This window comes from Cohnella fermenti (assembly GCF_004801405.1).
GTDB classification, from domain to species: Bacteria; Bacillota; Bacilli; order Paenibacillales; family Paenibacillaceae; genus Cohnella; species Cohnella fermenti.
Genome location: NZ_SSOB01000022.1, coordinates 16,194 through 36,217, shown reverse-complemented (window position 1 = coordinate 36,217; position 20,024 = coordinate 16,194). Strand labels below are relative to the sequence as shown.

Sequence of the window (20,024 nt, the reverse complement as noted above, 5' to 3'; positions counted from 1 at the left end):
ACCTATGCTGCTCAGCTTGTCGATCCATTGCCGCGACAGCGGCGTCAAGGAGAAGAGGTGGCCGTCTTCGCGTTATCGGCTGGCTTATTATCGCGAGCTGGCGCTGGCGGCCGAGCGGGCGTCCATGACCGCCGTCTGGCTGGAAGGCGCGACGGGAAGGGATGAGGATCAGCCGGGAGGAATCGATCCGGTTGTTGCCGCCGCTTCGCTGGCCTCCGTCGCCCGGCGCATCGGTCTTGTCGCCGCGATCTCGCTCGACGATTACGAGCCTTATCACGTTGCCCGCGCGACGGCTTCGCTCGACAACATTAGCGGAGGCCGGTGCGGGTGGCTGTTGGCTTCGGGAAGAGCAGGAGCTGGCGGCGATGCGGACAACCATGCAGACAACCATGCAGACAACCATGCGGACAACCATGCGGACATAGACGCGATGAGTCCTATTGATAGGGACAGGCGGCGACAGGAGCTGCTCGGCGTGACGCGCCGATTATGGGACAGTTGGAAGGACGGCGCGATCCGGATCGACAAGGAAGCGGGCATATTCGCCGATCCGAGATATGTCCAGCCGATTCATCACCGCGGCAAGTATTATCAAGTGCGCGGGCCGCTTAACGTCGTCCGGCCGGTTCAAGGTCATCCGGTTCTGGCTCGGGCGCTCCGCCAAGACGAAGCGGATCTCGTCTTCGCTGCCGGGCAGGCCGATTGGATCGTGGCAGAAGCCGATTGCCCGGAGCAGGCGGCGGCTCAATCTGCGGCAATCCGGTGTGCGGCGGCAGCTGCGGGACGCGACGGCGCGCAGTTGCGCATTAGCCATCGGGCATCGTTGGTGTTCGAAGGCAGCCGGCCTTCCGATGAGGAGCCGACAGGGCTGGCGTTCCGGGGAAGCGCCGAACGCATGGCGGAAGAGATGAGCCGCTGGGTGAAGGGGAATGCGACGGAAGGCTTCCATCTTGAGCTGGCCGAGCCGTTGGCCGATATCGTTCGCGTAGCGGACGAACTCGTTCCGGCCCTGCGGCGGCAAGGTTGGTTCGGCTCTCCCCCGGAGAAAGTCACACTGAGAGAGAAGCTGGGCTTGAGTCGGCCTGCGGCCGTATGGATGGGGGAGGGAGTTCAATGACGGTGCACGAGAGGCGAATGCATCTGAACGCTTGTGCGCTCGGTCTCGGCTTCGGCCCCGTCTGGCGGCTGCCGTTGACACAGCCGGAGAGGAATGGCGACCTGGACTACTTAATCGAGCTTGCCCGGACGGCGGAGCGGGGCAAAATGGACGCGCTGTTCGCTGCCGACTTCTATGCGGCGAGCGACCGCGTGGAGAGCTCGCCTTCTCCGCATACGGAGCCGCTGACGCTGTTCGCGGCGCTGGCAGGCGCCACCGAGCGAATCGGGCTCGTGATCTCGGCATCCACCACCTACAATGAATCGTTCCATCTTGCGAACGCCTTCGCATCGCTTGACCACTTAAGCGGCGGCCGCGCCGGCTGGAACATGGTGACGACGGCCGTGGAGAGCGTCCATGCCAACTACAGCCGGGAATCTCATCTTGAGCATGACTTGCGGTACGAGCGTGCCGAACGGGTCGTTCTGGAAGCCGTCGGCATGTGGAAGCGCTGGGCGCAGCCGTTGCCTCAAGGGCGGCCGGTGCTTGTGCAAGCGGGTTCCTCCGAGGTCGGCAAGCAATTCGCTTCCCGTCATGCCGAAGTTGTGTTCACGGCGCAGCCCGTTCTGGATGCCGCCAAGGAGTTCTACCGCGATGTCAAATCGCGGGCGTCGGCGCTCGGACGCCAACCGGAGCACGTCCTTATCCTGCCGGGGCTCGTCCCGATCGTTGCAGCAACGGAGGCGGAGACGAAGGAGCTCGAACGCGAATTGAATACATTCGTTAGCGTGGAGAGCGGAGCGAAGCGGCTGTCGCAGATGCTGGAGACGGACTTGACCTCGCTTCATCCGGACGAGCCGATCCCGCTAGAAGCGCTTCCGGCCGTCAGTACAAGCGACGGCATGAGAAGCCGCGTGCAACTCGTGCTCGATCTTATTCGCGATCAGCGGCTCAGCGTGCGACAGCTTGTTGCGCAGGGAACTCACCTGAAGATGAGCGGAAGCACGGTACAGGTGGCGGATCGGATGGAGAGATGGTTCAAGGAGCGTGCGGCCGACGGCTTCAACGTGCTGTTCCCGTATTTGCCGGGGGGAATGGACAGCTTCGTGGATCGGCTCATTCCCGAGCTGCAGAACCGCGGTCTGTTCCGAACCGAATACGACGGCTGCACGCTGCGAAGCCATTACGGATTGCCGCCTGTCGGGACGGGCAGCCCGGAGGTGACTCGATGAGAGAGCTGGCGATCGGAATCGTCTTGTTTGACGGAGTAGAGGTATTGGACTTCGCAGGGCCGTACGAGGTGTTCTCGTTGGCTCGGGTTCCGGGAGAGTCGGAGCCATGGGTTTATCCGTGCCGCGTATCGACGTTGTCGGAGGACGGGAATGTCGTGCGTGCGGCCAGAGGCTTGCGGATCGTGCCGGATTATTCGTTCGCGGACTCGCCGCAATTCGATGCGCTTATTGTACCGGGAGGGCCCGGAGCCCGGCAGGAATCGGAGCGCGACAATCTGGTCGCATGGCTGGCGTCGAGACGGGCCGACACGCCGATCATGGCGGGCGTCTGCACTGGGGCGCTGCTTCTGGCGCGCGCCGGGCTGCTGGACGGGCGAAGCGCGACAACGCACGCGGCCAGTCTCGCCAGACTGGCCGAGCGGCATCCGCTGGTACAGGCGGTATCGGGAGTAAAGTACGTGGACGACGGCGATCTGGCGACATCCGCAGGCATCTCCGCCGGGATCGATCTGTCGCTGCGCTTGGTTGAGAGGCTGATCGGTCGAGAGACGGCGGAGCGTGCGGCGAGGACGATGGAATACGAGTGGCGGGAAGAGTGCGGAGAGCGGGGAAGCTGACGGAAGGATACAGCGCGCGGGCGAATGGGAATATGGCCGTTCCTCGCAGCAAGAAGGGAAGCCAGCGGCTTCCCTTCTCTTAGGATGGTTTTATTCCTCCGGAACGCCCTGCGTCACGCCATGCACATAGGTCTGCCAAGCGGTGTCAAGCGCGCCTTGTCCCGGATTGTACGTGAAGAAGTATTGCACCGTATCTCCGGCCTGCAGGTTGTTGACCGCATACGTATAGTTGCCGTTCCCCGTCGTGCTCATGGCGACGTTAAGCTGGACGCCTCCGTTGACGATGTAGTGCAGATCGGCGAAGGTGGCTCCGTTCACGTAGAAGAGCAGGTTGTCGCCGGTCTTCTTGATGCCGCGCACTTCATCTCCAATGATGTAGGTGGTCGGCGGAGGCGACACGACCGTAATCGCAGACGAGGCCGTGAAGCTGCCGTCCGTTGTCGTGACCGTGACGGTTGCCGTGCCCGGAGCGACGCCGGTGACGAGGCCGCTCGAGCTGACGGCAGCAACGGAAGAGTTCGAGACGGACCAGGTGACTTGCTTGTTCGTCGCGTTAGACGGAGCTACGGCGGCGTTAAGCTGAACGGTTTGCCCTACCTCCACCTGCGCTGTGCTCTGGTTCAGCGTCACCCCGGTAACGGATACATTTTCGTTCCCCGGATTTTGTCCTCCGGTGCCATTTTCCTCATAGACTCGCACGTAATCGACCTGCATCGTCGCCGGAATATCGGACGCGTCCGGGGTTCTCAGCCCATCGAAGTATCCGCCGACCGCGAGGTTCATGATAAGGTAGAAAGGCTGGTCGAACGGAGCGTCCGGGTCGTTCGGAGCCGCGACGGAGTACCATTGGGCGCTTGTTGCCTTGAAGAAGAACTTGCCGTCCACGTACCACTTGACGTTGTCGTCTTCCCAAATCATTGAATAGACGTGGTAGTCACTGTCGAATGTCTCACCCGAAGGGAAGTAATATTCGCCGGCGAGGTATTGGTTCACGGGCCATTGGCCGCCGAAGTGGATGGCTCCGCTCGTCGTGCCGGGCAGACGTCCCTTCGCTTCCATGATGTCGATCTCGCCGGATGCGGCCCAGGCGCCGTAGACGGAATCCTCCGGAAGCATCCAGAGCGCCGGCCAGATGCCGTCTCCCGTCGGGAGCTTGGCGCGGATGTCCACTCTTCCGTACTGGAAGGAGAAGTTTCCTTTGGTGTTGATTTTGCCGGAGGAGTATTGGGCATACCGGGTCGGGTCCTGCGGGAACGATTGCGGGTCGTCAAGCGCCCGGATGTTCAGCGAGCCGTTCTCCACGAAGACGTTCTGCGTGCTGTTCGTATAATATTCCAGCTCCGCATTGCCCCAGCCCCAACTGTTCGGATCGCTGCTGATGTAGTAGCCGAGCTCGTAGTTCCACTTGCTCGTATCGAGCGCCGTTCCGCTGAACTCATCCTGCCAGACGAGGTCCATGCCCGAGATGGAAGGATCGCTTGACGTTCCGATGGTAATATCGTCTTGGTCGGACACGTCGGGGCGGGGAGCGTTCGGATTGCCGATGAACGTGTAGGTCACCCAGTTGCTGCCGACGCTGCCGCCGAGTTGCCCATCCAAGGGATAGCCGATCCGAAGCTGCATGTCCTCCTGAATCGGCTGGAACCAGAGCCCGTAAATATAGTCGGCCCAATAGCCCCACTGGTTGGCGTCGGACAGGTTGTTGTACCCGCTGCCGGAGTAGACGAAGCTGCTCAGGGCGGAATTGCTCAGCTCGACCCATTGCCCGCCCTTGTAGATCTGGTAGACGTACTTGCCCAGCTCGGTGCCGATCGGGGCGCCTCCGTCGATCTTGGGCAGCGGAATGCCGATCGCGCCGCTGTTGTCGGCCGTGTAGGTCGTTCCGTCATAAGCGCTCAGAACGTAGGAGTTGCGGACGGGGACGTTGAAGGTGATCGTATAGATCAGGTTGGCGCCGGAGCTGACCGACTCGAGCTTGACGTTGATCGACTCCGTGACGGTGAACCAGTAGCCCCCGCCGCCGTCGGTGAACTGGCCGAAGTTGCTGTCGTAGATCCAGCCGCTGGCCGCGTTGTTGTCGATGTCGATCCACGTGCTGCTGGCGACCGGCTTGACGTACACCTTCAGGTCGTCGGCGACGGCTTCATACGGGATGGAAGAATTATTGTTGAAAATCGGGTACGTAAACCCTGCGCCGCCCGTATAGCCGGCCGTGAGCTGCGGCCCCTGCGTCGCGGTCATCGAGGTGATGGTCGTCGTGTTGATGTTCGTGAAGGCGAGCGTGTAATCGAGCGTCACCGAGCTGTTGGCCTTGGAATACAGCCTGATCTCCGTCGTCGCGGACAGAACGAACCAATAGCCGTACACGCCGCTGTCGTTCCAGTGTCCCCAGTTCTGGTTGTAGACGAAGCTGCTCACGCTGTCGATATCGACCCAGTTGCCGCCTGACTTCACCTTGACGCCCACGTCGTCGGACACATCGGTCCACGCAGCGGCGCCCCCGTTGAAGATCGGCATCACGAAGCCGTAGCTTGCCTGGCCGACGCCCGACTTGGAGATGACGGGGCCGTCCGAAGCCGAGAAGTAAGCCATCGACGTGACGGTCGTTCCGGCCGCCTCGGCTCCCTGGAGCCAAGAAGACGGAAGCAGGCCGCCGCCCGCCAGCAGAGCGATAGCCAGGAATAGACGCAGCACCCTTTGCCGGACTCGTTGGCCCGGTTGGTTAGAACGATACATAATTGCCCTCCCTCAGATAGAAAATGATGTTCGCCCGATGAGCGGCAATGGAAACCGCTTACAAAGGGGAACATCTTTATTCTAGCGAGTGGGACAATAGGATGAATAGGTGCGACAGTTTGGATGGGGGCCCATTATTTTGGGTTGGGGGAGGTGGAGCCGCTTGAGCGCAGCAGGCCGGGCTGCTCCGGGCCATTCTGGGCTATTCTGATGCGAACAACCGCGTGCAATCGCATCCGGGGGCAATCGCGTCCGGGGCGGCCACGAGACGCGGCCCGAACGTAGATGTGGTGGGGATAGCGAGGGGGGCGGGGCTCGGATAAAGCGGGGAGCCGCCGATTCCGCTGTTCGATCCCGTCCTTCGATTCCGCTGTCCGATCCTGCGCTCCGATCCCCCCTTCCGGTTCCGCGCTCCTATATCGACCGCAGATCCCGCCCTCCTACCGCCAGATGCCAGGAATTTATGTGAAATTTCACATTCGTGCGGCGCGATAAGGGGCAGGTTGAACGATTCTATGTGAAAAATAGCATACATAGAGAAAATTCCGGCCCGTGACATCGCATATATGCTAAAAATCACATAAAACGCCGCGATTCCTTCCATTCCGGGCCGATGAATGTGAAAAATGATATAAAATCGTAAAATCGCAGCGGCATCGGACCAGGGGGGGAGGACAGCGTGATCTCAGTGGAGTTGTCAAAAACGTAGTAAACCCACCGCCAACACATCGCGAGCACACCGCCAAAACCGCCAACACACCGCCAACAACATCAACACATCACCATCGCAGCGAGCACACCGCCAAAACCGCCAGCACACCGCAAATACTCCGCCAACACACCATCAACACACCGCCAGCAGAGCCCTCGCGCTATCCTCGCAAGCTCTCACAACGCCGTGCCCCGAGCTTCCTCCTCGCTCTCTTCCCGGCGTCGCGTTCGCTCCCGGTATTCCGTCGGCTGCAGGTCCGTCGCGTCCCGGAATGCCCGCGTGAAGCTCTTGTAGTTCTCGTACCCGACCATGGACGCGATCTCGACGATCTTGTAGTCGGTCTCGGCGAGCAGCCGGCGGGCCTTGTCGAGGCGCACGTCGCGCAGGTATTCGGCGAAGCCCTTGCCGACGTTCTTCTTGAACAGGTTGGAGAAGTAGGCATAGTTCAGCGACACGTGGTTGGACACCATCGCGAGATCGAGCGGCCTGTGGTAATTCTCGTGAATGAAGCGGATCGCCTCGTTCAGGTCCTGCGAATGGCGATAGCTGCACTTGTATTCGTAGTAGAATTGGTTCAGCCGGAGCAACTGCCGCTGCAGCGCTTGAATGTAGTCGCGGATGCCCGGATAGTCGAACAGGTTGCGCAAGCATTCGATGTCCAGCGCCTCTTCCCCCAGGTAAGGCCGGATGACGCGCTCGTACTCCTCGAGCATCTGGACCGCGGCGCGGCAGAGCTGGATCGTATAGCGGATCGGATACCGCCGAAGCGCCTCCTTGCGGAAGAGCGCGGAGAGATCCTGAGCGATTCGTCCCCCGTTGGAGGTGCCAAGCTGTTGGAAAAGCGCGTACAGCTCCTCGTAAGGAAGCTGCCACTGGGAATCCAGGCGCTCGAGGTGCGAGGGCAGCAGGCAGCTCAGTTCCGGGAACAGGTAGCTGTGCCGGTACAGCTCAAGCGCTTGCGCGTAGGCGCCGGGCAGCTCCTTCAGCCCTTGCCGGGGATCGGTCATGGCCAGAGCGGCCTCGATCTGGCTACTCTGAAGCGCGGCAGGCAGCGCTCCGGGATCGATGTCCGCCTTGACGGCAATCACAAGCTGAGGCTGCCGTTGCAGGATGAGGCAGCCGTGCTTGCCGTAGACCTGACAGGCTGCATTCTCCGCCCCTTGCGAATCGCCGGCGCCGGGCTGGCTCGCGCGCCGCTCCTCCCGCAGCAGGACCAGGCGGTAGCTGCGCCACAGCTCCGGATGGTTCTGCTCGGTGCGGACCATCCAATCCTCGTCGCTTGCCGCCCCCTGCATGAATAGACGCAGCTCCTTGCGGTCGGTCTCGCGGGCGCGGCGGGAGGCGTGCTTCATGCTGAGCGAGAGCTCCTTGCGCGCCCGGATCTCTTCCCAGGCGCTCTCGACCGCAGCCCGCAGGTCGTCCCGCTTCACCGGCTTGAGCAGGTAGCCCTTGGCGCCGAGCGCGATGGCGCGCTGGGCGTAAGCGAAGTCGCCGTAGCCGCTGAGGATGAGATAGTCGACCTTGATGCCTTCCTCGCGGGTCCGCTCCATCAGCGTCAGGCCGTCCATGTCGGGCATCCGAATGTCGGTGATGACGAGCTGAATCCGCTGGCGGCGAAGCAGCTCCAGCGCCTCCAGGCCGTTCGCGGCGCTGTGCAGGCCGTCGATCGGAAGCGGGAATTGCCGCAGCATCGCCTGCAGGCCGTCGCGGATCTGCTTCTGATCGTCTACGATCAACACATTGAACATGCTCTACCAACCTCCCAGATTCGTTTGCTCCCAAGGCAGGCGCAAGGTGACGCGGGTATATCGGCCCTGCGCGCTCTCGATCCGGACGCCGCAGTCCTTGCCGTAATGAAGCTGCAGCCGCTTGTGCACATTCTCCAGGCCAAGCCCGTTGCGGCTCGCGACGATCGGCGTATCCGCTTCGCTGCGCAGCGCGGCCTGCAGCCGCTCGAGCAGCTCCGGCTCCACGCCGACGCCGTCGTCCCGGACCTCGATGACAAGGCGTTCCTCCTCCGTGCGAACGGAGATGTCGATGCGAACGCTGCCGTCCGGCGGAGCCGCATGACGGACCGCATTCTCGACGACCGGCTGCAGGCACATCTTCGGAATCGGGCATTGCAGCGCCTCCTCCGTAAGCTCCGCCGACAGGTCGATCCGGTCGCCTTCCATGAAGTTCATGAACTGCACGTAGCTGCGAATATTGGCCAGCTCCTCGCCCAGCTCCACCGTGTCGCCGCGCCATTGCATGCTGTACCGGAGCTGCGAGCCGAGCGACACGAGCGCGTCGGCGATGGCCGGCTGCCGCTCGACCTCCGCCCTCATCCGAATGGATTCCAGCGCATTGTAGAGGAAGTGCGAATTGATCTGCGAGTGCAGGGAGTGGAGCTGCGCATTCTTGGCGATCAACTGCTTATCGACCACCTGCGTCATCAGCAGCTTGATCTCGTCCAGCATGCCGTTGTAGCTGACGGCCACTTCGTCGATCTCGTCGCCGGCGTCTCCGGCGCCCAGTCCCGTGTCGATCTTCGCGTCCAGATTGCCCTTGCGCACCTGGCGCATGGCGACCAGAACACGCTCCAACCGCCGGAAAATCCGCTTCGTCGTCGTCGAGACGAGAAGCATGATAAGCAGCATAGCGACGAGCGCGATCAGGACGACCTTCGCATACCAACTGCGCGGCCCTTCCGTCAGAACCCGATGGGAAGCGATATCCATCACGTAAGCGTTCAGCGGGGCGATATAGCGGTACAGCGCATAATAGGTCTGGTCCCCGACGCGGACCTTCAGCGGACGGTCCTGCTGCAGCGCGTCGAGCCGCTTGTGGATGCCGCCGAGGATGCTCCCCAGCTTGTCTCCGGCGTCGAGCGCGAAGGCATGGTTGGGGTTGTAGACGGCGCTGGAGGGGTCCGAAGCATCAATAACAACGGAGAAAAAGTCGCCCTCGTTCTTGACCAGCAAGTCGGAGAAGAAGACGTCGTGCTCCGAACGGATCTCCATGACGGTCGGGAAGGTTCGCTGCTTATCCGGGAGGCGAACCAGCCGATAGTAGGAGAGCGTATGCTCCCCGTTCTTCCAGGAGAACAGGCGGAACGCCGCGCCGCCTTCCTCCCGCAGCATCAGCCAGTAGTCCTGCGGCTCGAAGCGGTCATATCGATAAATCTCGGGCCAGATCTCGTATAGATTCGGGTTGTCGACGTAGAAGCTGAGCTCGCTGACAAGCTCGTGGCTCTCGACGATATTGTGAAGCTGCTCGTATTGGTTCTGCTTGAACTTGACGAGCTGCAGACCGTCCCCGTTCATATCGGAATGGATGAAGTCCACGAACGCTTTCTGCGTCAGAACGGTTGAGGAAGCGCTTGCAAGCATATCCATCCGGTTGCGCAACTGCTCGTTCAGGCGGGAGACGTGGCTGCTTCCTTCGGCCATCGCTTCCTTGTAGAGCTGCGTCTCCTGCGTGCGGATGAACAGGAAGGAGACGAGCAGGGCCGGGACCGCGATCGCCAGGCCGAACGCCAGAATCAGCTTGCGGGAGATGCGGGAATTGCGGTACAGCTTCTTTATTCGAGCCAACGACTCTATCATTCGAACGCCTCCCACCTCCGTAATATACCATAATTGGCAAACCGGCCGGAAGGCGGTTCAAGCCGACGGACACGACAAGCCAGCAAACACGACAAGCCGACAATACCGGCCACCTGATGGTGGCCGGTCCTATTGCTGCCGCAGTTTCCCTATTCCGCCATCTTGGCTTTGCGGGCGTCAAGCTCGGTCTGGCGATATTCCATCACCTGCGCGAAGCCGTAGCTGTCGCGGCGCTCAAGGAAACTCGAGAAAATCTTATCGAAAGCAGCCTCGTCCTTCGCGGTGATCAGCTCGGGGAGCACTTCCTCCCAGTTCTGCGAGATCTTCGACCAGGCGACCGCGACATCGGAATCGCCGAGCGGGTCGAGCCCCTTGTAGATGCCGCTGTCGATATCGGCCTGGGCGTTGGCGAAGTCTTCCATCTGCTTGATGACGGGAGCCTTCTCCGGCCGCCATTGGTTCACGATAACGGGGTTGCGCATCATCCAGTACGTGTCCAGCACTCCGTAGTCCTTCTCCAACGTTGCGATATCCGTATCCGCCAATTGAACGAGGTCGGCGTTAAGCTGCGGCTTGCCGTCCACCGTCGTCCACGTCTCGCCTTCCTTGCCGAGGAACAGGTCGCGCTGTCCTTCTTCGCTGGCCAGGTAGGTGAGGAAGCGGATGGCGCGCTCCGGATTCTTCGTCGACTTGCTGATCATCGTGACCATCCAACCGTCCATATTGCCCGGGAAAAGCTTGGCGCTGTCGCCATTGCTGTTCTGAGGTCCGTCCACCGCGATGTAGTAGGAGTCCGGATTGGCGCTTGCGGCCAGCATCGGGTTGACGGCCGTCATGCCGGTCCATTCGCGAACCATCATGAAGTAGCGGGCGTTGTTCGTCTTCTCTTCGACCTGCGTGTCGGAGTCAACGAGGAAGTCGACGTTGATCAGCTTGCGCTCGTAAGCGGTGCGGAACGTCTTGAGCCACTTGATGTAATCCGAATCGGTCATGCGGTCATACACCTTGCCGTCCTTCTCGAACGGGATCGCGAGCAGGTTCTGCAAGTATTCGGTCATGCCGTAAGGGACGTTGCCCTGGGCGAAGAACGGGCTGATCGTCTGGCCCTTGTACTTGGAATAGTTGTCCTTCAGCGACTGCAGCGCTCCGAGGAAGCCTTCCGGCGTGGTCAGGTCCGGGCTGCCCATCTCTTCATACAAGTCCTTGCGCACGAGGAACGTCTGGTTGGCCGCCGTCATGCCGGTCTCGTGCATCAGATTCGGGCTGTAGGAGTCGTTCGGCACGCCGTACGTATTGCCGTCCGCCTGCTTATACCACTTCAGCGTGCCGTCGCCGGCCACCTTGAAGAAGTAAGGATCGTACTGGTCGGCAAGCTCGTTGAGCGCATAGACGTGGCCGCCTTCCCACAGCTTCTTGACCGCTGTCTCCCACGAGCCCATGGAGATCAGGTCCGGCAGTTGCCCGGAGGTCATCATGAGCGTCATCTGTTCGTTCGCGTCGCCGGACGGCACCTCGATCTTGACGTTGACGCCGGTCTTCTCCGTGACGTACTTCGATGTCAGGCTGTCGCCCCACGTGTGGGCGTACCAGTTGGCGCCGACGAACCAAGTCAGATCGACCGGACTCGTATCGAGCTTCCAGGCGGCTTCGTCCGCATTCGGTCCCGCTTCGCCCGAGGGGGAAGCGCTGTCGGACGGCTGCGTCGTTGCCGATGGAGAGGAGGAGGGGCTGGGGGACGCTGTGTTATTGTTGTTATTGCCGGAGCAGGCGGTCAGGCCGAGCAGCAGGCTTGAAGCGAGAAGCAGGGCGGTGCTTGGTTTGTTCAGCAGGCGTGATGCGAGTGTCATGGACGGGATCATCCTCTCTTAATTGGTCTATCGGTATTTATGCAATCACCCTTTAATCGCGCCGATCATAACGCCTTTGACCAGATAGCGCTGGATGAAGGGGTAGAACAACAGAATGGGAGCCGTGGCGACCATCATGGAAGCGAACTTGATCGAGTTGCCGGGCAGCCGGGCGCCGAACTGGGCCATTGCCTGCTGCTGCATGAACGACATGGAGTTCTCGGCGACGATCTTGTACAGGATGGTCTGAAGCGGAAGCAGGTCCTGCGAGCGGATGTAGATGACGCCCTGGTAATAATCGTTCCAATGATACACCGCGGAGAATAAAGCAATCGTCGCAAGCACGGCCATACTGTTCGGAAGCACGATCCGGAAGAGGACTCCGTAGTCCGAGGCTCCGTCGACCTTCGCCGATTCCTCCAGTCCGTCCGGAATGGTGCGGAAGAAGCTCATGAAGATGACCATGTTGAAGAAGGCGTACAGCGACGGGAGAATGAACACCCAGAAGTTGTCGTACAGCCCCAGCTTCGTCATCAGCAGGAAGGTGGGGATCAGCCCGCCGGAGAACAGCATCGTGATCAGCGCGATTCTCATGTACAGCTTGCGTCCGATCAACTGGGTTTTGCTCATGCCGTAGGCGACGATGGCCGTGAACAGTACGTGGGTCACCGTTCCGATGACGGTTCGCAGCGTGGTGATGAGGAAGCCGTTCATCAGGCTCTTGTCGTTGAACGCGACGCTGTAGCTGTCCAGCGACAGCTCCTTCGGGAACCAGTTGACCGTGCCGAGCATCGCTTGCTGCGGCGCGTTGATCGAATTGATGAAGACGAACCACATCGGGTACAGCGTGAGGAAGCAGACCGCGAGCATGAGCAGAGCGTTGACGAATTCGAATGATCCGCCGCGTCTCGCTCTACCGCGTTTGTCCATGCCGATTCCCTCCTTTCTTTTGCCATCAGGGCAGGTTAGAAAATACTCTCGTTAGCCAGCTTCTTCGACGAATAATTCGCCAGCAGCAGCAGCCCCAGTGCGACGATGGAGCGGGCGAACAGGACGGCGGTCGAGAAGGAGTGGCGTCCGGAGACGAGACCCATGTTGTAGATGTACAGGTCCAGGCTCTCCGCCATCTTCATGTTCATGTTGTTCTTCAGCATGAAGATCTGCTCGAAGTTGCTGCCGAGAATGCCGGCGATGGCGAGAATGAACAGAATGGCAATGGTCGGGCGGATGCTCTGAACCGTGATGTGCCACATTCGCTGCCAGCGTCCCGCTCCGTCCAGCTCGGCCGCCTCATACAGCTCCGGATCGATGCCTGCGATCGCGGCGATGTAGATGATGGCGCTCCAGCCGGTCTCCTTCAGCGTGTCGGTGAAGTAAGTGATCCACCAGAAGTACTTCGGGTCGCTGATGTACAGAATCTCGCGATCCTGCAGGCCTGTCGCCATCAACAGCTGATTAACGACGCCCCCTTCGCCCAGCCAGTTGAGGGCGATGCCGCCGAAGATCGTCCAGGCGACGAAGTGCGGCAGGTACGAGATCGTCTGCACCGTGCGCTTGAACCTGAGACTCCGGATCTCGTTCAGCAGCAGGGCGAACAGGATCGGGATGGGGAAGCCGAGCAGAAGCTTGATCGAGCTCATCCCCAAGGTGTTGCGGATCGAGCGCCAGAACCGGTCGTCGGTCGCGAAGTCTTCAAAGTGCTTCAGGCCGACGAAGGGCGATTCGAGCATGGGCTTCGCGATGCTATAGTCCATGAAGGCGATGACGAGCCACAGCATGGGGATATAGCAGAAGATAAACATCCAGATAATGCCCGGAACGACCATGCTCTGCAACTGCCATTGTCTCGCGAGCGCTTTCATGATTCCGGTCTTGCGTTGGTCCATCGGCTGCGCCTCCTTCATCATCATCCTAGCGAATTCCCGCATGGCTTTGGAATGCCATCGTTTTTGACGGTATCCCATTTTTTTGGATTCGATTGGACTGGGGGGAAGCTTCCGGTATTCTGGTGGAAAAGAAGGGAGAGTGCAGAGGATGGGCAAGCTCGTGTGGGAACAGGATTTCGCCGGCGGCGGAGGGAGTGCGTATGCCGGGCGCGACTGCGTCGGTGATCGTCTGAGCTACTGGAATGTACGAATCGGCAACGATCTGCTCGATGGCGACGGCAACCCGATCTGCCCCGGGTGGGGCAACGGGGAGGAGCAGTTCTATACAGACAAGGCCGGCAACCTGTATTGGAACGAGGAGGGCCTGAACCTGTGCGCACGCCTCGAAGCGGAGTCGGCGGCGGACGGGAGGCGCTTCGCCTATACGTCGGCCCGGATCGATACCCGGGACAAGTTCTTCTTCCGCTACGGGCGGCTGGTTGTGCGCGCGCGGCTGCCGGTCGGGCAAGGGCTGTGGCCCGCGATCTGGCTGATGCCGCAGGAGTCGGCGTATGGCTCGTGGCCCGCGTCGGGAGAGATCGACATGATGGAGGCGCGGGGGCGCCTGCCCCGGCAGATCGGCGGGACGCTGCATTACGGGAAGGACATCGAGAACAAGGTGACCGATGAGCACGTCTACGAGCTGCCGCACGGAACGATCGGCGAGTTCCGCGACTACGCGCTGGAATGGGAGGATGGCGCCATTCGCTGGTTCGTCGACGAGATCTGCTACGCGGAGAGCCGCTGGGCTCCGGGCGAGACGCCGTTCGACCGGCCGTTCTATCTGCTTCTCAACCTCGCCGTCGGCGGCTGGTACGACCGTGTCCCGGTGGACGAGGCGGCTTTGCCCGGAGTCATGACGGTGGCGAGTATACGGGTGTATGAGCTTGCGGACTGAAGGCTTGTCGCTCGTCCTTAATACACTTCAGCGATCGGCAATGTTTAGTGAAGCAATGTTTAGTGAGGCAACCCGAGCAATCTCGGTCATGGAATATTGAATTTTTCCTTTAAATGGTAATTCCTCATGCGTACTTGCTGCCATTCCAAAGAAGGGTGCCTTATCCCTGCTGTTCAGGCCCTGGATTCTCCAATAATTAGGGCACTGATCAGAGGGGATAGGGCACCCATTTACAAAAAGAGCGGCACCTGGTTGGGCAACGCGGCGGCATAGCTGGAAGCCGAAGCTCTCATATAAGCGAACGGCCGGCTTGAACGAATAGGGCGAGCCCGTCTCGAGACTTACCCGAGAATAGCCACGCCTCTGCGCCTCGTCCATGATGTGAGCCAGGATGGCCCGCGCCCCTCAGATGTTCTTCCAGCAGCGCCGCCGCCTCAGGCCCTCGAAGATCGTCGACAATAATCTTAATCTCCACGTTGTCCCACCTATTATTCCCATGTCATTAAATTATCGATAGTATACGATACGGAATGGAAGGCGAGCAACGTAACATTCCATGTTATAGTAAAAAGTAGTTGTTGGGTAATTTCTACTTTTTACAAGTGGAGGTCTCGTATGGATTACGTAAGAGATTATGCGATGTACGCTTCCGTCTTCGGCTTATTTAGCATGGCATGGTTCGGATGGGCACAAGAGAATCCGCGATCCAGTTGGAGAATCTATCTTGGAATCGGCGCTTCGCTTGGATTGCTGGTCTGCCTGATCGGAGTCTACCTTAGCGTCACTCATTGGGACGGGGCCAGCGCCCTGAACGACTCGGATTCCTTCCGAGCCTATCTGATCGCCTTCTATGCCGAATTCGCTATCGGCGCCATCGGGTCGTACTTCTGGATTCGTCGCAAGCGCCATGACTTCGTCGCCCCTTGGATCGCCTTTATCGTGGGCATTCACTTTATCGCTCTTAAGGACGTCTTCCAGGATTCCGGTCTCTACGTTCTGTCCGGATTGCTCATCGCCGCTTCTCTGTTCTCTCCGTTCATCGCCCGGAGAATGCAGGTTGCCAGCAGTGCGATAACCGGAATTGCGGCCGGCTCCTCCTTATTCCTGTTCGCGATCCTCGGACTGATCCGCTTCTCTCAAGCGGTTTAGACCGTTTATGGTGGAAGAGCGGCGCTCCACCTTGTCCTGTAGTCCGGCCGACGCAGTCTCGCCTCCATAAGCCGCTGTCCGGGTCGACATTCTCATGGAGCCAATCGAAGCAAGCCTGACGAAGATTCCACTCTCCTGAGAATAAGAAAAACGGGCTTCACAGCCCGCTTTCTTCAATAACGCTTGCGACGATCGGCACGAAGTGCTTCATGACCTTCAGGTGGTCGGACAATGCCGCGGCGACGAGGCTGACGTTCAGTTCCCGGTCGGCAGGGACGGTTGTGCGGTAACGCAGCTCGCCGTCGCTTGTATCCATCTCGTAGCTGCCGAGCAGGCTTCCGTAATTCTCGCCGATGAACGCCAGTGCCGTCTCTTCGCGAAGAGGAGCGGGAATGGCGGTCGGGAAGACGGAGTAGAGGACGAGCAGGCGCGCATCCTCGTCCACCTGGATGACGCTGCCCCACTCGGCTTCTTCCGTATAGAAGCGCATCCTCATGAGCGAGTCGTTGACGGGCTCCACCGTCAGCCCCTTGGCTTCGAGATAGTGAAGCATCTGATCGTACAGAGACGAGGCGGCAGCCGAGTCGGATGAATGAGGGGAGAGTTGTCCCCCTTCGCCGCCCAGCGCATCGCGCCAACTTGTGCGAAGGCTTGCGGACAACGCGCCTTCGTCTTGAAGCTCCGAAGGCAGCGCGACTTCCTGCTTCAGTTCGAGCGCCAGCCAGCTCTCCGTCTGCTGGAGCAAGGCGGAGAGGGGCGCTGCGCCATTCGACGGAATAAAGGCGTCGAGCACGCCTTCTGCGTCCAAGCCTTGGGCGGCGAGGCGGCGAAGAAGGGCAGGGCGCAGAGAGACGGTCATCCGAGCGGGATGCTCCGGGTCGAACGAAGCCTCGCTCAGCCGGACGCCGCGGAAGAGATGGAACCACTCGTTCTCTGCAATCGCCCGGCGCGCCGCCTCGTCGACTTCGAGCAGCAGCTCGCAGGAGCCGATCGGGTCGCCGGGTGCGGCATCGTCGTACCGCAGCTCGATCCGGTTCAGGACGGCGCGCAGCTCGCTGCCGTCCAACGCGAGGAACCGAACGGGCAAGCTCGTCTTGATGGTAGAATGCTGAATCGCCATAGCAGGCAGGTCTCCTTGTCTATTCGAAGCGCCGTATAATTGGAAATAACACGACAGCGCCAGTTTTTATGCGATTTTTCACATACACACTATCAGATATCGCCGAAATTAACGTTTTTATGCGGTTTTTCACATTTATAGGCCGATTAAGCCGAGGGACGGCCGTCATTTATATGAAATTTCGCATAAAATCAGCCAAATGGCCTTCAGCGCCGCGAATGAATGTGAGAAATCACATTCATTCACCGCAACGAAGGCTCGATCCCGCAACCAAGCCGCATTCCAGCCGCAACCCCGCCTATTACGTCTCGAAGCCGAGGAACGCGCCCTTGAACTCCAGCTCGCCTTGCTCGTTCGTGCCGAAGCCCAGCTTGCCGAGGCTCTTCGACTTCTCGACGGACACCTTGACGATCTCCGCGTCGATCTCGAACGTCTTCGTCTCGGCGGCTTCGAGCGCGATCTCCCATTCCTTCGGCGTTCCGTCCTTCTTCCATTCCTTCTCGAAGCCGAGCGACAGATCGAGCGTGCTGGACAGCAGAATCTTGTTGACCTGCTCCGTGGCGCTCGTCGTCGGGTTGCCCGTCAGCCAGCCGCGCACGGTGTCGTTGATCGTCTCGTCGCCCTGGATCTTCTCCACGAGGCCTTTGCCGACGGAGTCGAACTGCGGGAGCGTGAACATGATGTCGGAGCCCGTGTCAAGCGCGCCGCCGATGCCCTTCTTGACGCCCTCCTGGTCGGTGCGCATCTTGCTCTGCAGCAGACCGGCGACGTTCTTGGCTCCGCCGACGATCGGCGTGACCCACTTGGAAGCGATCTTGGCCCATTCGGACACATCCTCGCCGTAAGCGAACGGAATGGAGCCCTTGGCGGAGATCTCCAGGTTCCGCAATCTTCCGTTCACGAAGGCGAGCGAGCCCTCAAGGCCGAAGCCGACGCTTGTACCGCCGAGCTTGACCTCGGCCGTGGCGCCCGCCTCCCACACGTGCTTGTTCGCCTTGAAGCCGAGAGCGCTTGCCTTCTCGCCGAGCTTGTCGATGTCGGTGTTATCCCCGAAGCCGGTCTTGCCGACCGGGCTCGCGATGCCCTTGGCGGTATTGTGATCCTTGACGCGATCCTCGATCGTCTCCTGATCGTAATGGTGCAGCCGCTTGTAGCCGAGCTCGCCGCCCATCTTGGCGACGCCGGCATTGATGTCGCCCTGCAGCTTGGTCATGAGGCCGACGTCGACATAGTTGCCTTCCTTCATATGCGTCTGCTCGACCATCGCCGCCCACAGCTCGGACTCGTCGGTCTTCGACATGCCGGACTTGCCGCCTTCGCCCCAGAAGAATTCCGCGGCTCGCGGCGCGATGTTGCGCATCTCCCGGTACATGCCGTAGGAGAGCAGCTTCATGACGCCGACGGAATCCTTCGCCTGGCTCTCCATGAACAAGCCCGCCCGGAAGTTGGCGTCGAGTCCCCACGTCTGGAAGCCGGCGCCGAATGTGATCTGGGCGTTCACCGTCAGGTCCGTCTTGCCGCCGTCGGCTTGCTCGCGCTCCGCCTCCGCAGCAAGGCCGAACAGTACGTACACGCTGCCCGTCTGGTCGACCGGGATCTTCAGCTCGAAGTCGAACGAGCTGGAATCGCCGACGTTCGGCACGGCCAGATCGATGACCTTGCCGACCTTGGCGAAGCCGCCGTTCAGCGTATCCGACTCGATGGCCTGCTTGATCGACTTCTTCCCGATCTCGTCGGTCTTCACCTGGTCCTTGACTCCTTGAGCCATCTCGCCTTGCTTGACCGTGTCCGCCGGAGCGACCGTAACGCCCTTGTCGTCCTTCTTGCCCTTCGTAATCGCCCGCGCAGCGGCGACCGCTTCCGTCTGCTTCGCCTTCAGCAGCTCGATCGCCTTGATCTGCGCGCCCTTCTTCGCGGCGGCGGCGATCTTCTCCGCGTCGCCGGAATTCGCTCTCGCCACCTCGTAAGCGGACGATTGCGCCGCCGTCTTGAGCGCGCCCTTCGTTCCGGCTTCGGGAAGCACCTGCTTCGCGATCTCGATAGCTTTGTTCTCGACGACCGTGTTGACCGAGCCCTTGGAGAGCGATTGCGCCTGAACCTTCGCGAGCATGCCGTAGTATTTCTTGCCGAGCTCGGACTTGCCCGACGTATTCGTATCCGTGTCCAACTGGCTGTCGATGTCCGCTCTCGCCTGGTCGTTCGCCGCGGTCGCCAGCTTCTTGACGAACGCCTTCGTCTCGTCGGACGTCGTGCTGAAGAAGCCGCGCTCATAGCCGAGCTTCATGACGACGGCCAGCTTGATCGGGTCGAACAGCTTGTTCGTGTACAGCGTGTCGATTACGCTATCGGCGACGAGCGTGTCGTTCAGGGCATGCCGCTGCTCGACCTCGCTCTTGCCGGTGTCCTGAACGTCGATGCTGCCGTTCAGGAACGAAGCGTCCGCCTTGATGCGTTGCGCGAGGCCGGTCTTGATCTGCGTCGTCAACTCGGACAGCTTGCTCTCCATCGCGCTCTGGCCGGTCTTGATCGCCTGCTTCTGGGCCTCGGCCTTCTGCTTCTCCAGCGCCGTCTTCATCTTCGGCGCGACGGAATCGTAGCCTTCCTTCGCCTTGTCCTGAAGCATCTGCCGGTTAGCGATGTCGACGACGCCGCTGACCGTGTCGAGCGAGAGCTTCTTCAGCGACTGTTCGACGATGCGCGCCTTCTCCACGTTCTCCTTCGCGTACTTCTTCGCATCCGCCTTCTCTTCCGCCGTTGCGGTTCCATCGGAGTCGATGTTCGCCTCCACCTTGGCGGTCGCCGCTTGCATGACCGAATCGCGCAGGGCGAGCGCTTCCTTGCTCGTAAGGAGGTATTGTTCGGCCTGCTGGTTGGCTCCGGCCCGCAACGATTGATAGAGCTGGGAGGCAATCAGCGGCAATTGCTGGTCCCTGGCCGCGGCCAGGTCTTCCTTGCGCTGTTCCTCCGGAGATTTCGTCGCTTGAAGCGGTTGCTGCTGCTGTTGCTGCGACGGCTGCCTGACCGGCGTGACCGGAGCCTGTACCTGCTGTTGATTGGATTGCGGAGTCTTCGAGCTTCCCCTCTTGAACATGCCGGCGAACACGG

General features: G+C 60.5%; 13 protein-coding genes and 1 pseudogene. 5 read left to right on the top strand and 9 right to left on the bottom strand.

What is annotated here, in order from left to right:
- The first annotated feature begins 4 nt into the window (after window positions 1-4).
- Genes E6C55_RS17600 through E6C55_RS17590 form a run of 3 tightly spaced genes read left to right on the top strand, consistent with a single transcriptional unit; the run spans window position 5 to window position 2,945 of the window.
- Window positions 5-1,117 carry an LLM class flavin-dependent oxidoreductase gene (locus E6C55_RS17600; protein ID WP_136371126.1) on the top strand — a complete coding sequence of 371 codons (1,113 nt, stop codon included), beginning with the start codon at window positions 5-7 and terminating at the stop codon, window positions 1,115-1,117.
- A complete protein-coding gene (locus E6C55_RS17595) occupies window positions 1,114-2,328 on the top strand; it encodes an LLM class flavin-dependent oxidoreductase (protein WP_136371125.1) in 1,215 nt (404 codons plus the stop codon). Before E6C55_RS17600 ends, E6C55_RS17595 begins: the two co-directional genes overlap by 4 nt.
- Entirely contained in the window at window positions 2,325-2,945 is a 621-nt protein-coding gene (locus E6C55_RS17590) for a DJ-1/PfpI family protein (RefSeq protein WP_136371124.1), read from the top strand. The genes E6C55_RS17595 and E6C55_RS17590 overlap by 4 nt, the downstream gene beginning before the upstream one ends.
- Before the next feature lie 90 nt (window positions 2,946-3,035).
- On the opposite strand, the gene E6C55_RS17585 is transcribed toward E6C55_RS17590, so the two are convergent.
- From E6C55_RS17585 to E6C55_RS17560, 6 genes are all read right to left on the bottom strand, one after another.
- The gene (locus E6C55_RS17585; RefSeq protein ID WP_136371123.1) at window positions 3,036-5,681 is read right to left on the bottom strand and encodes a family 16 glycosylhydrolase; all 2,646 of its coding nucleotides are present in this window, start codon (window positions 5,679-5,681) and stop codon (window positions 3,036-3,038) included.
- Window positions 5,682-6,569: 888 nt separating this feature from the next.
- Window positions 6,570-8,141 (bottom strand): response regulator, encoded by a 1,572-nt coding sequence (locus tag E6C55_RS17580; RefSeq protein WP_136371122.1) that lies wholly within the window; start codon window positions 8,139-8,141, stop codon window positions 6,570-6,572.
- A gap of 3 nt (window positions 8,142-8,144) precedes the next feature.
- Window positions 8,145-9,980, bottom strand: coding sequence for a sensor histidine kinase (locus tag E6C55_RS17575; protein ID WP_136371121.1), 1,836 nt, complete (start codon window positions 9,978-9,980; stop codon window positions 8,145-8,147).
- Window positions 9,981-10,129: 149 nt separating this feature from the next.
- The gene (locus E6C55_RS17570) at window positions 10,130-11,827 is read right to left on the bottom strand and encodes an extracellular solute-binding protein (protein ID WP_168735710.1); all 1,698 of its coding nucleotides are present in this window, start codon (window positions 11,825-11,827) and stop codon (window positions 10,130-10,132) included.
- A 45-nt stretch (window positions 11,828-11,872) separates the two neighbouring features.
- Window positions 11,873-12,757: a carbohydrate ABC transporter permease gene (locus E6C55_RS17565; RefSeq protein ID WP_136371119.1), complete on the bottom strand. Its 885-nt coding sequence runs from the start codon at window positions 12,755-12,757 to the stop codon at window positions 11,873-11,875.
- A gap of 35 nt (window positions 12,758-12,792) precedes the next feature.
- Window positions 12,793-13,713 carry an ABC transporter permease gene (locus E6C55_RS17560; protein ID WP_136371118.1) on the bottom strand — a complete coding sequence of 307 codons (921 nt, stop codon included), beginning with the start codon at window positions 13,711-13,713 and terminating at the stop codon, window positions 12,793-12,795.
- A gap of 148 nt (window positions 13,714-13,861) precedes the next feature.
- On the opposite strand from E6C55_RS17560, the gene E6C55_RS17555 reads away from it, so the two are divergent.
- Complete coding sequence (locus E6C55_RS17555; RefSeq protein ID WP_136371117.1) at window positions 13,862-14,650, top strand: glycoside hydrolase family 16 protein; 789 nt, start codon at window positions 13,862-13,864, stop codon at window positions 14,648-14,650.
- A 255-nt stretch (window positions 14,651-14,905) separates the two neighbouring features.
- Here E6C55_RS17555 and E6C55_RS34730 read toward each other — a convergent pair.
- A pseudogene (locus E6C55_RS34730) lies at window positions 14,906-15,052 on the bottom strand (GNAT family N-acetyltransferase); the annotation flags it as partial.
- A gap of 213 nt (window positions 15,053-15,265) precedes the next feature.
- Between E6C55_RS34730 and E6C55_RS17550 the strand changes: the two are divergent.
- A complete protein-coding gene (locus tag E6C55_RS17550; RefSeq protein WP_136371116.1) occupies window positions 15,266-15,799 on the top strand; it encodes a hypothetical protein in 534 nt (177 codons plus the stop codon).
- 157 nt (window positions 15,800-15,956) lie between these two features.
- On the opposite strand, the gene E6C55_RS17545 is transcribed toward E6C55_RS17550, so the two are convergent.
- Window positions 15,957-16,919: a type III secretion system chaperone family protein gene (locus E6C55_RS17545; protein WP_136371115.1), complete on the bottom strand. Its 963-nt coding sequence runs from the start codon at window positions 16,917-16,919 to the stop codon at window positions 15,957-15,959.
- 301 nt (window positions 16,920-17,220) lie between these two features.
- A complete protein-coding gene (locus E6C55_RS17540) occupies window positions 17,221-20,022 on the bottom strand; it encodes a hypothetical protein (RefSeq protein ID WP_136371114.1) in 2,802 nt (933 codons plus the stop codon).
- Window positions 20,023-20,024: the final 2 nt, after the last annotated feature.

What these genes read in the sequence shown, in the direction of transcription:
- E6C55_RS17600 (WP_136371126.1), top strand. Translation starts at nt 5, where the DNA reads ATGCTGCTCAGCTTGTCGATCCATTGCCGCGACAGCGGCGTCAAGGAG.
- E6C55_RS17595 (WP_136371125.1), top strand. Translation starts at nt 1,114, where the DNA reads ATGACGGTGCACGAGAGGCGAATGCATCTGAACGCTTGTGCGCTCGGT.
- E6C55_RS17590 (WP_136371124.1), top strand. Translation starts at nt 2,325, where the DNA reads ATGAGAGAGCTGGCGATCGGAATCGTCTTGTTTGACGGAGTAGAGGTA.
- E6C55_RS17585 (WP_136371123.1), bottom strand. Translation starts at nt 5,681, where the DNA reads ATGTATCGTTCTAACCAACCGGGCCAACGAGTCCGGCAAAGGGTGCTG.
- E6C55_RS17580 (WP_136371122.1), bottom strand. Translation starts at nt 8,141, where the DNA reads ATGTTCAATGTGTTGATCGTAGACGATCAGAAGCAGATCCGCGACGGC.
- E6C55_RS17575 (WP_136371121.1), bottom strand. Translation starts at nt 9,980, where the DNA reads ATGATAGAGTCGTTGGCTCGAATAAAGAAGCTGTACCGCAATTCCCGC.
- E6C55_RS17570 (WP_168735710.1), bottom strand. Translation starts at nt 11,827, where the DNA reads ATGACACTCGCATCACGCCTGCTGAACAAACCAAGCACCGCCCTGCTT.
- E6C55_RS17565 (WP_136371119.1), bottom strand. Translation starts at nt 12,757, where the DNA reads ATGGACAAACGCGGTAGAGCGAGACGCGGCGGATCATTCGAATTCGTC.
- E6C55_RS17560 (WP_136371118.1), bottom strand. Translation starts at nt 13,713, where the DNA reads ATGGACCAACGCAAGACCGGAATCATGAAAGCGCTCGCGAGACAATGG.
- E6C55_RS17555 (WP_136371117.1), top strand. Translation starts at nt 13,862, where the DNA reads ATGGGCAAGCTCGTGTGGGAACAGGATTTCGCCGGCGGCGGAGGGAGT.
- E6C55_RS17550 (WP_136371116.1), top strand. Translation starts at nt 15,266, where the DNA reads ATGGATTACGTAAGAGATTATGCGATGTACGCTTCCGTCTTCGGCTTA.
- E6C55_RS17545 (WP_136371115.1), bottom strand. Translation starts at nt 16,919, where the DNA reads ATGGCGATTCAGCATTCTACCATCAAGACGAGCTTGCCCGTTCGGTTC.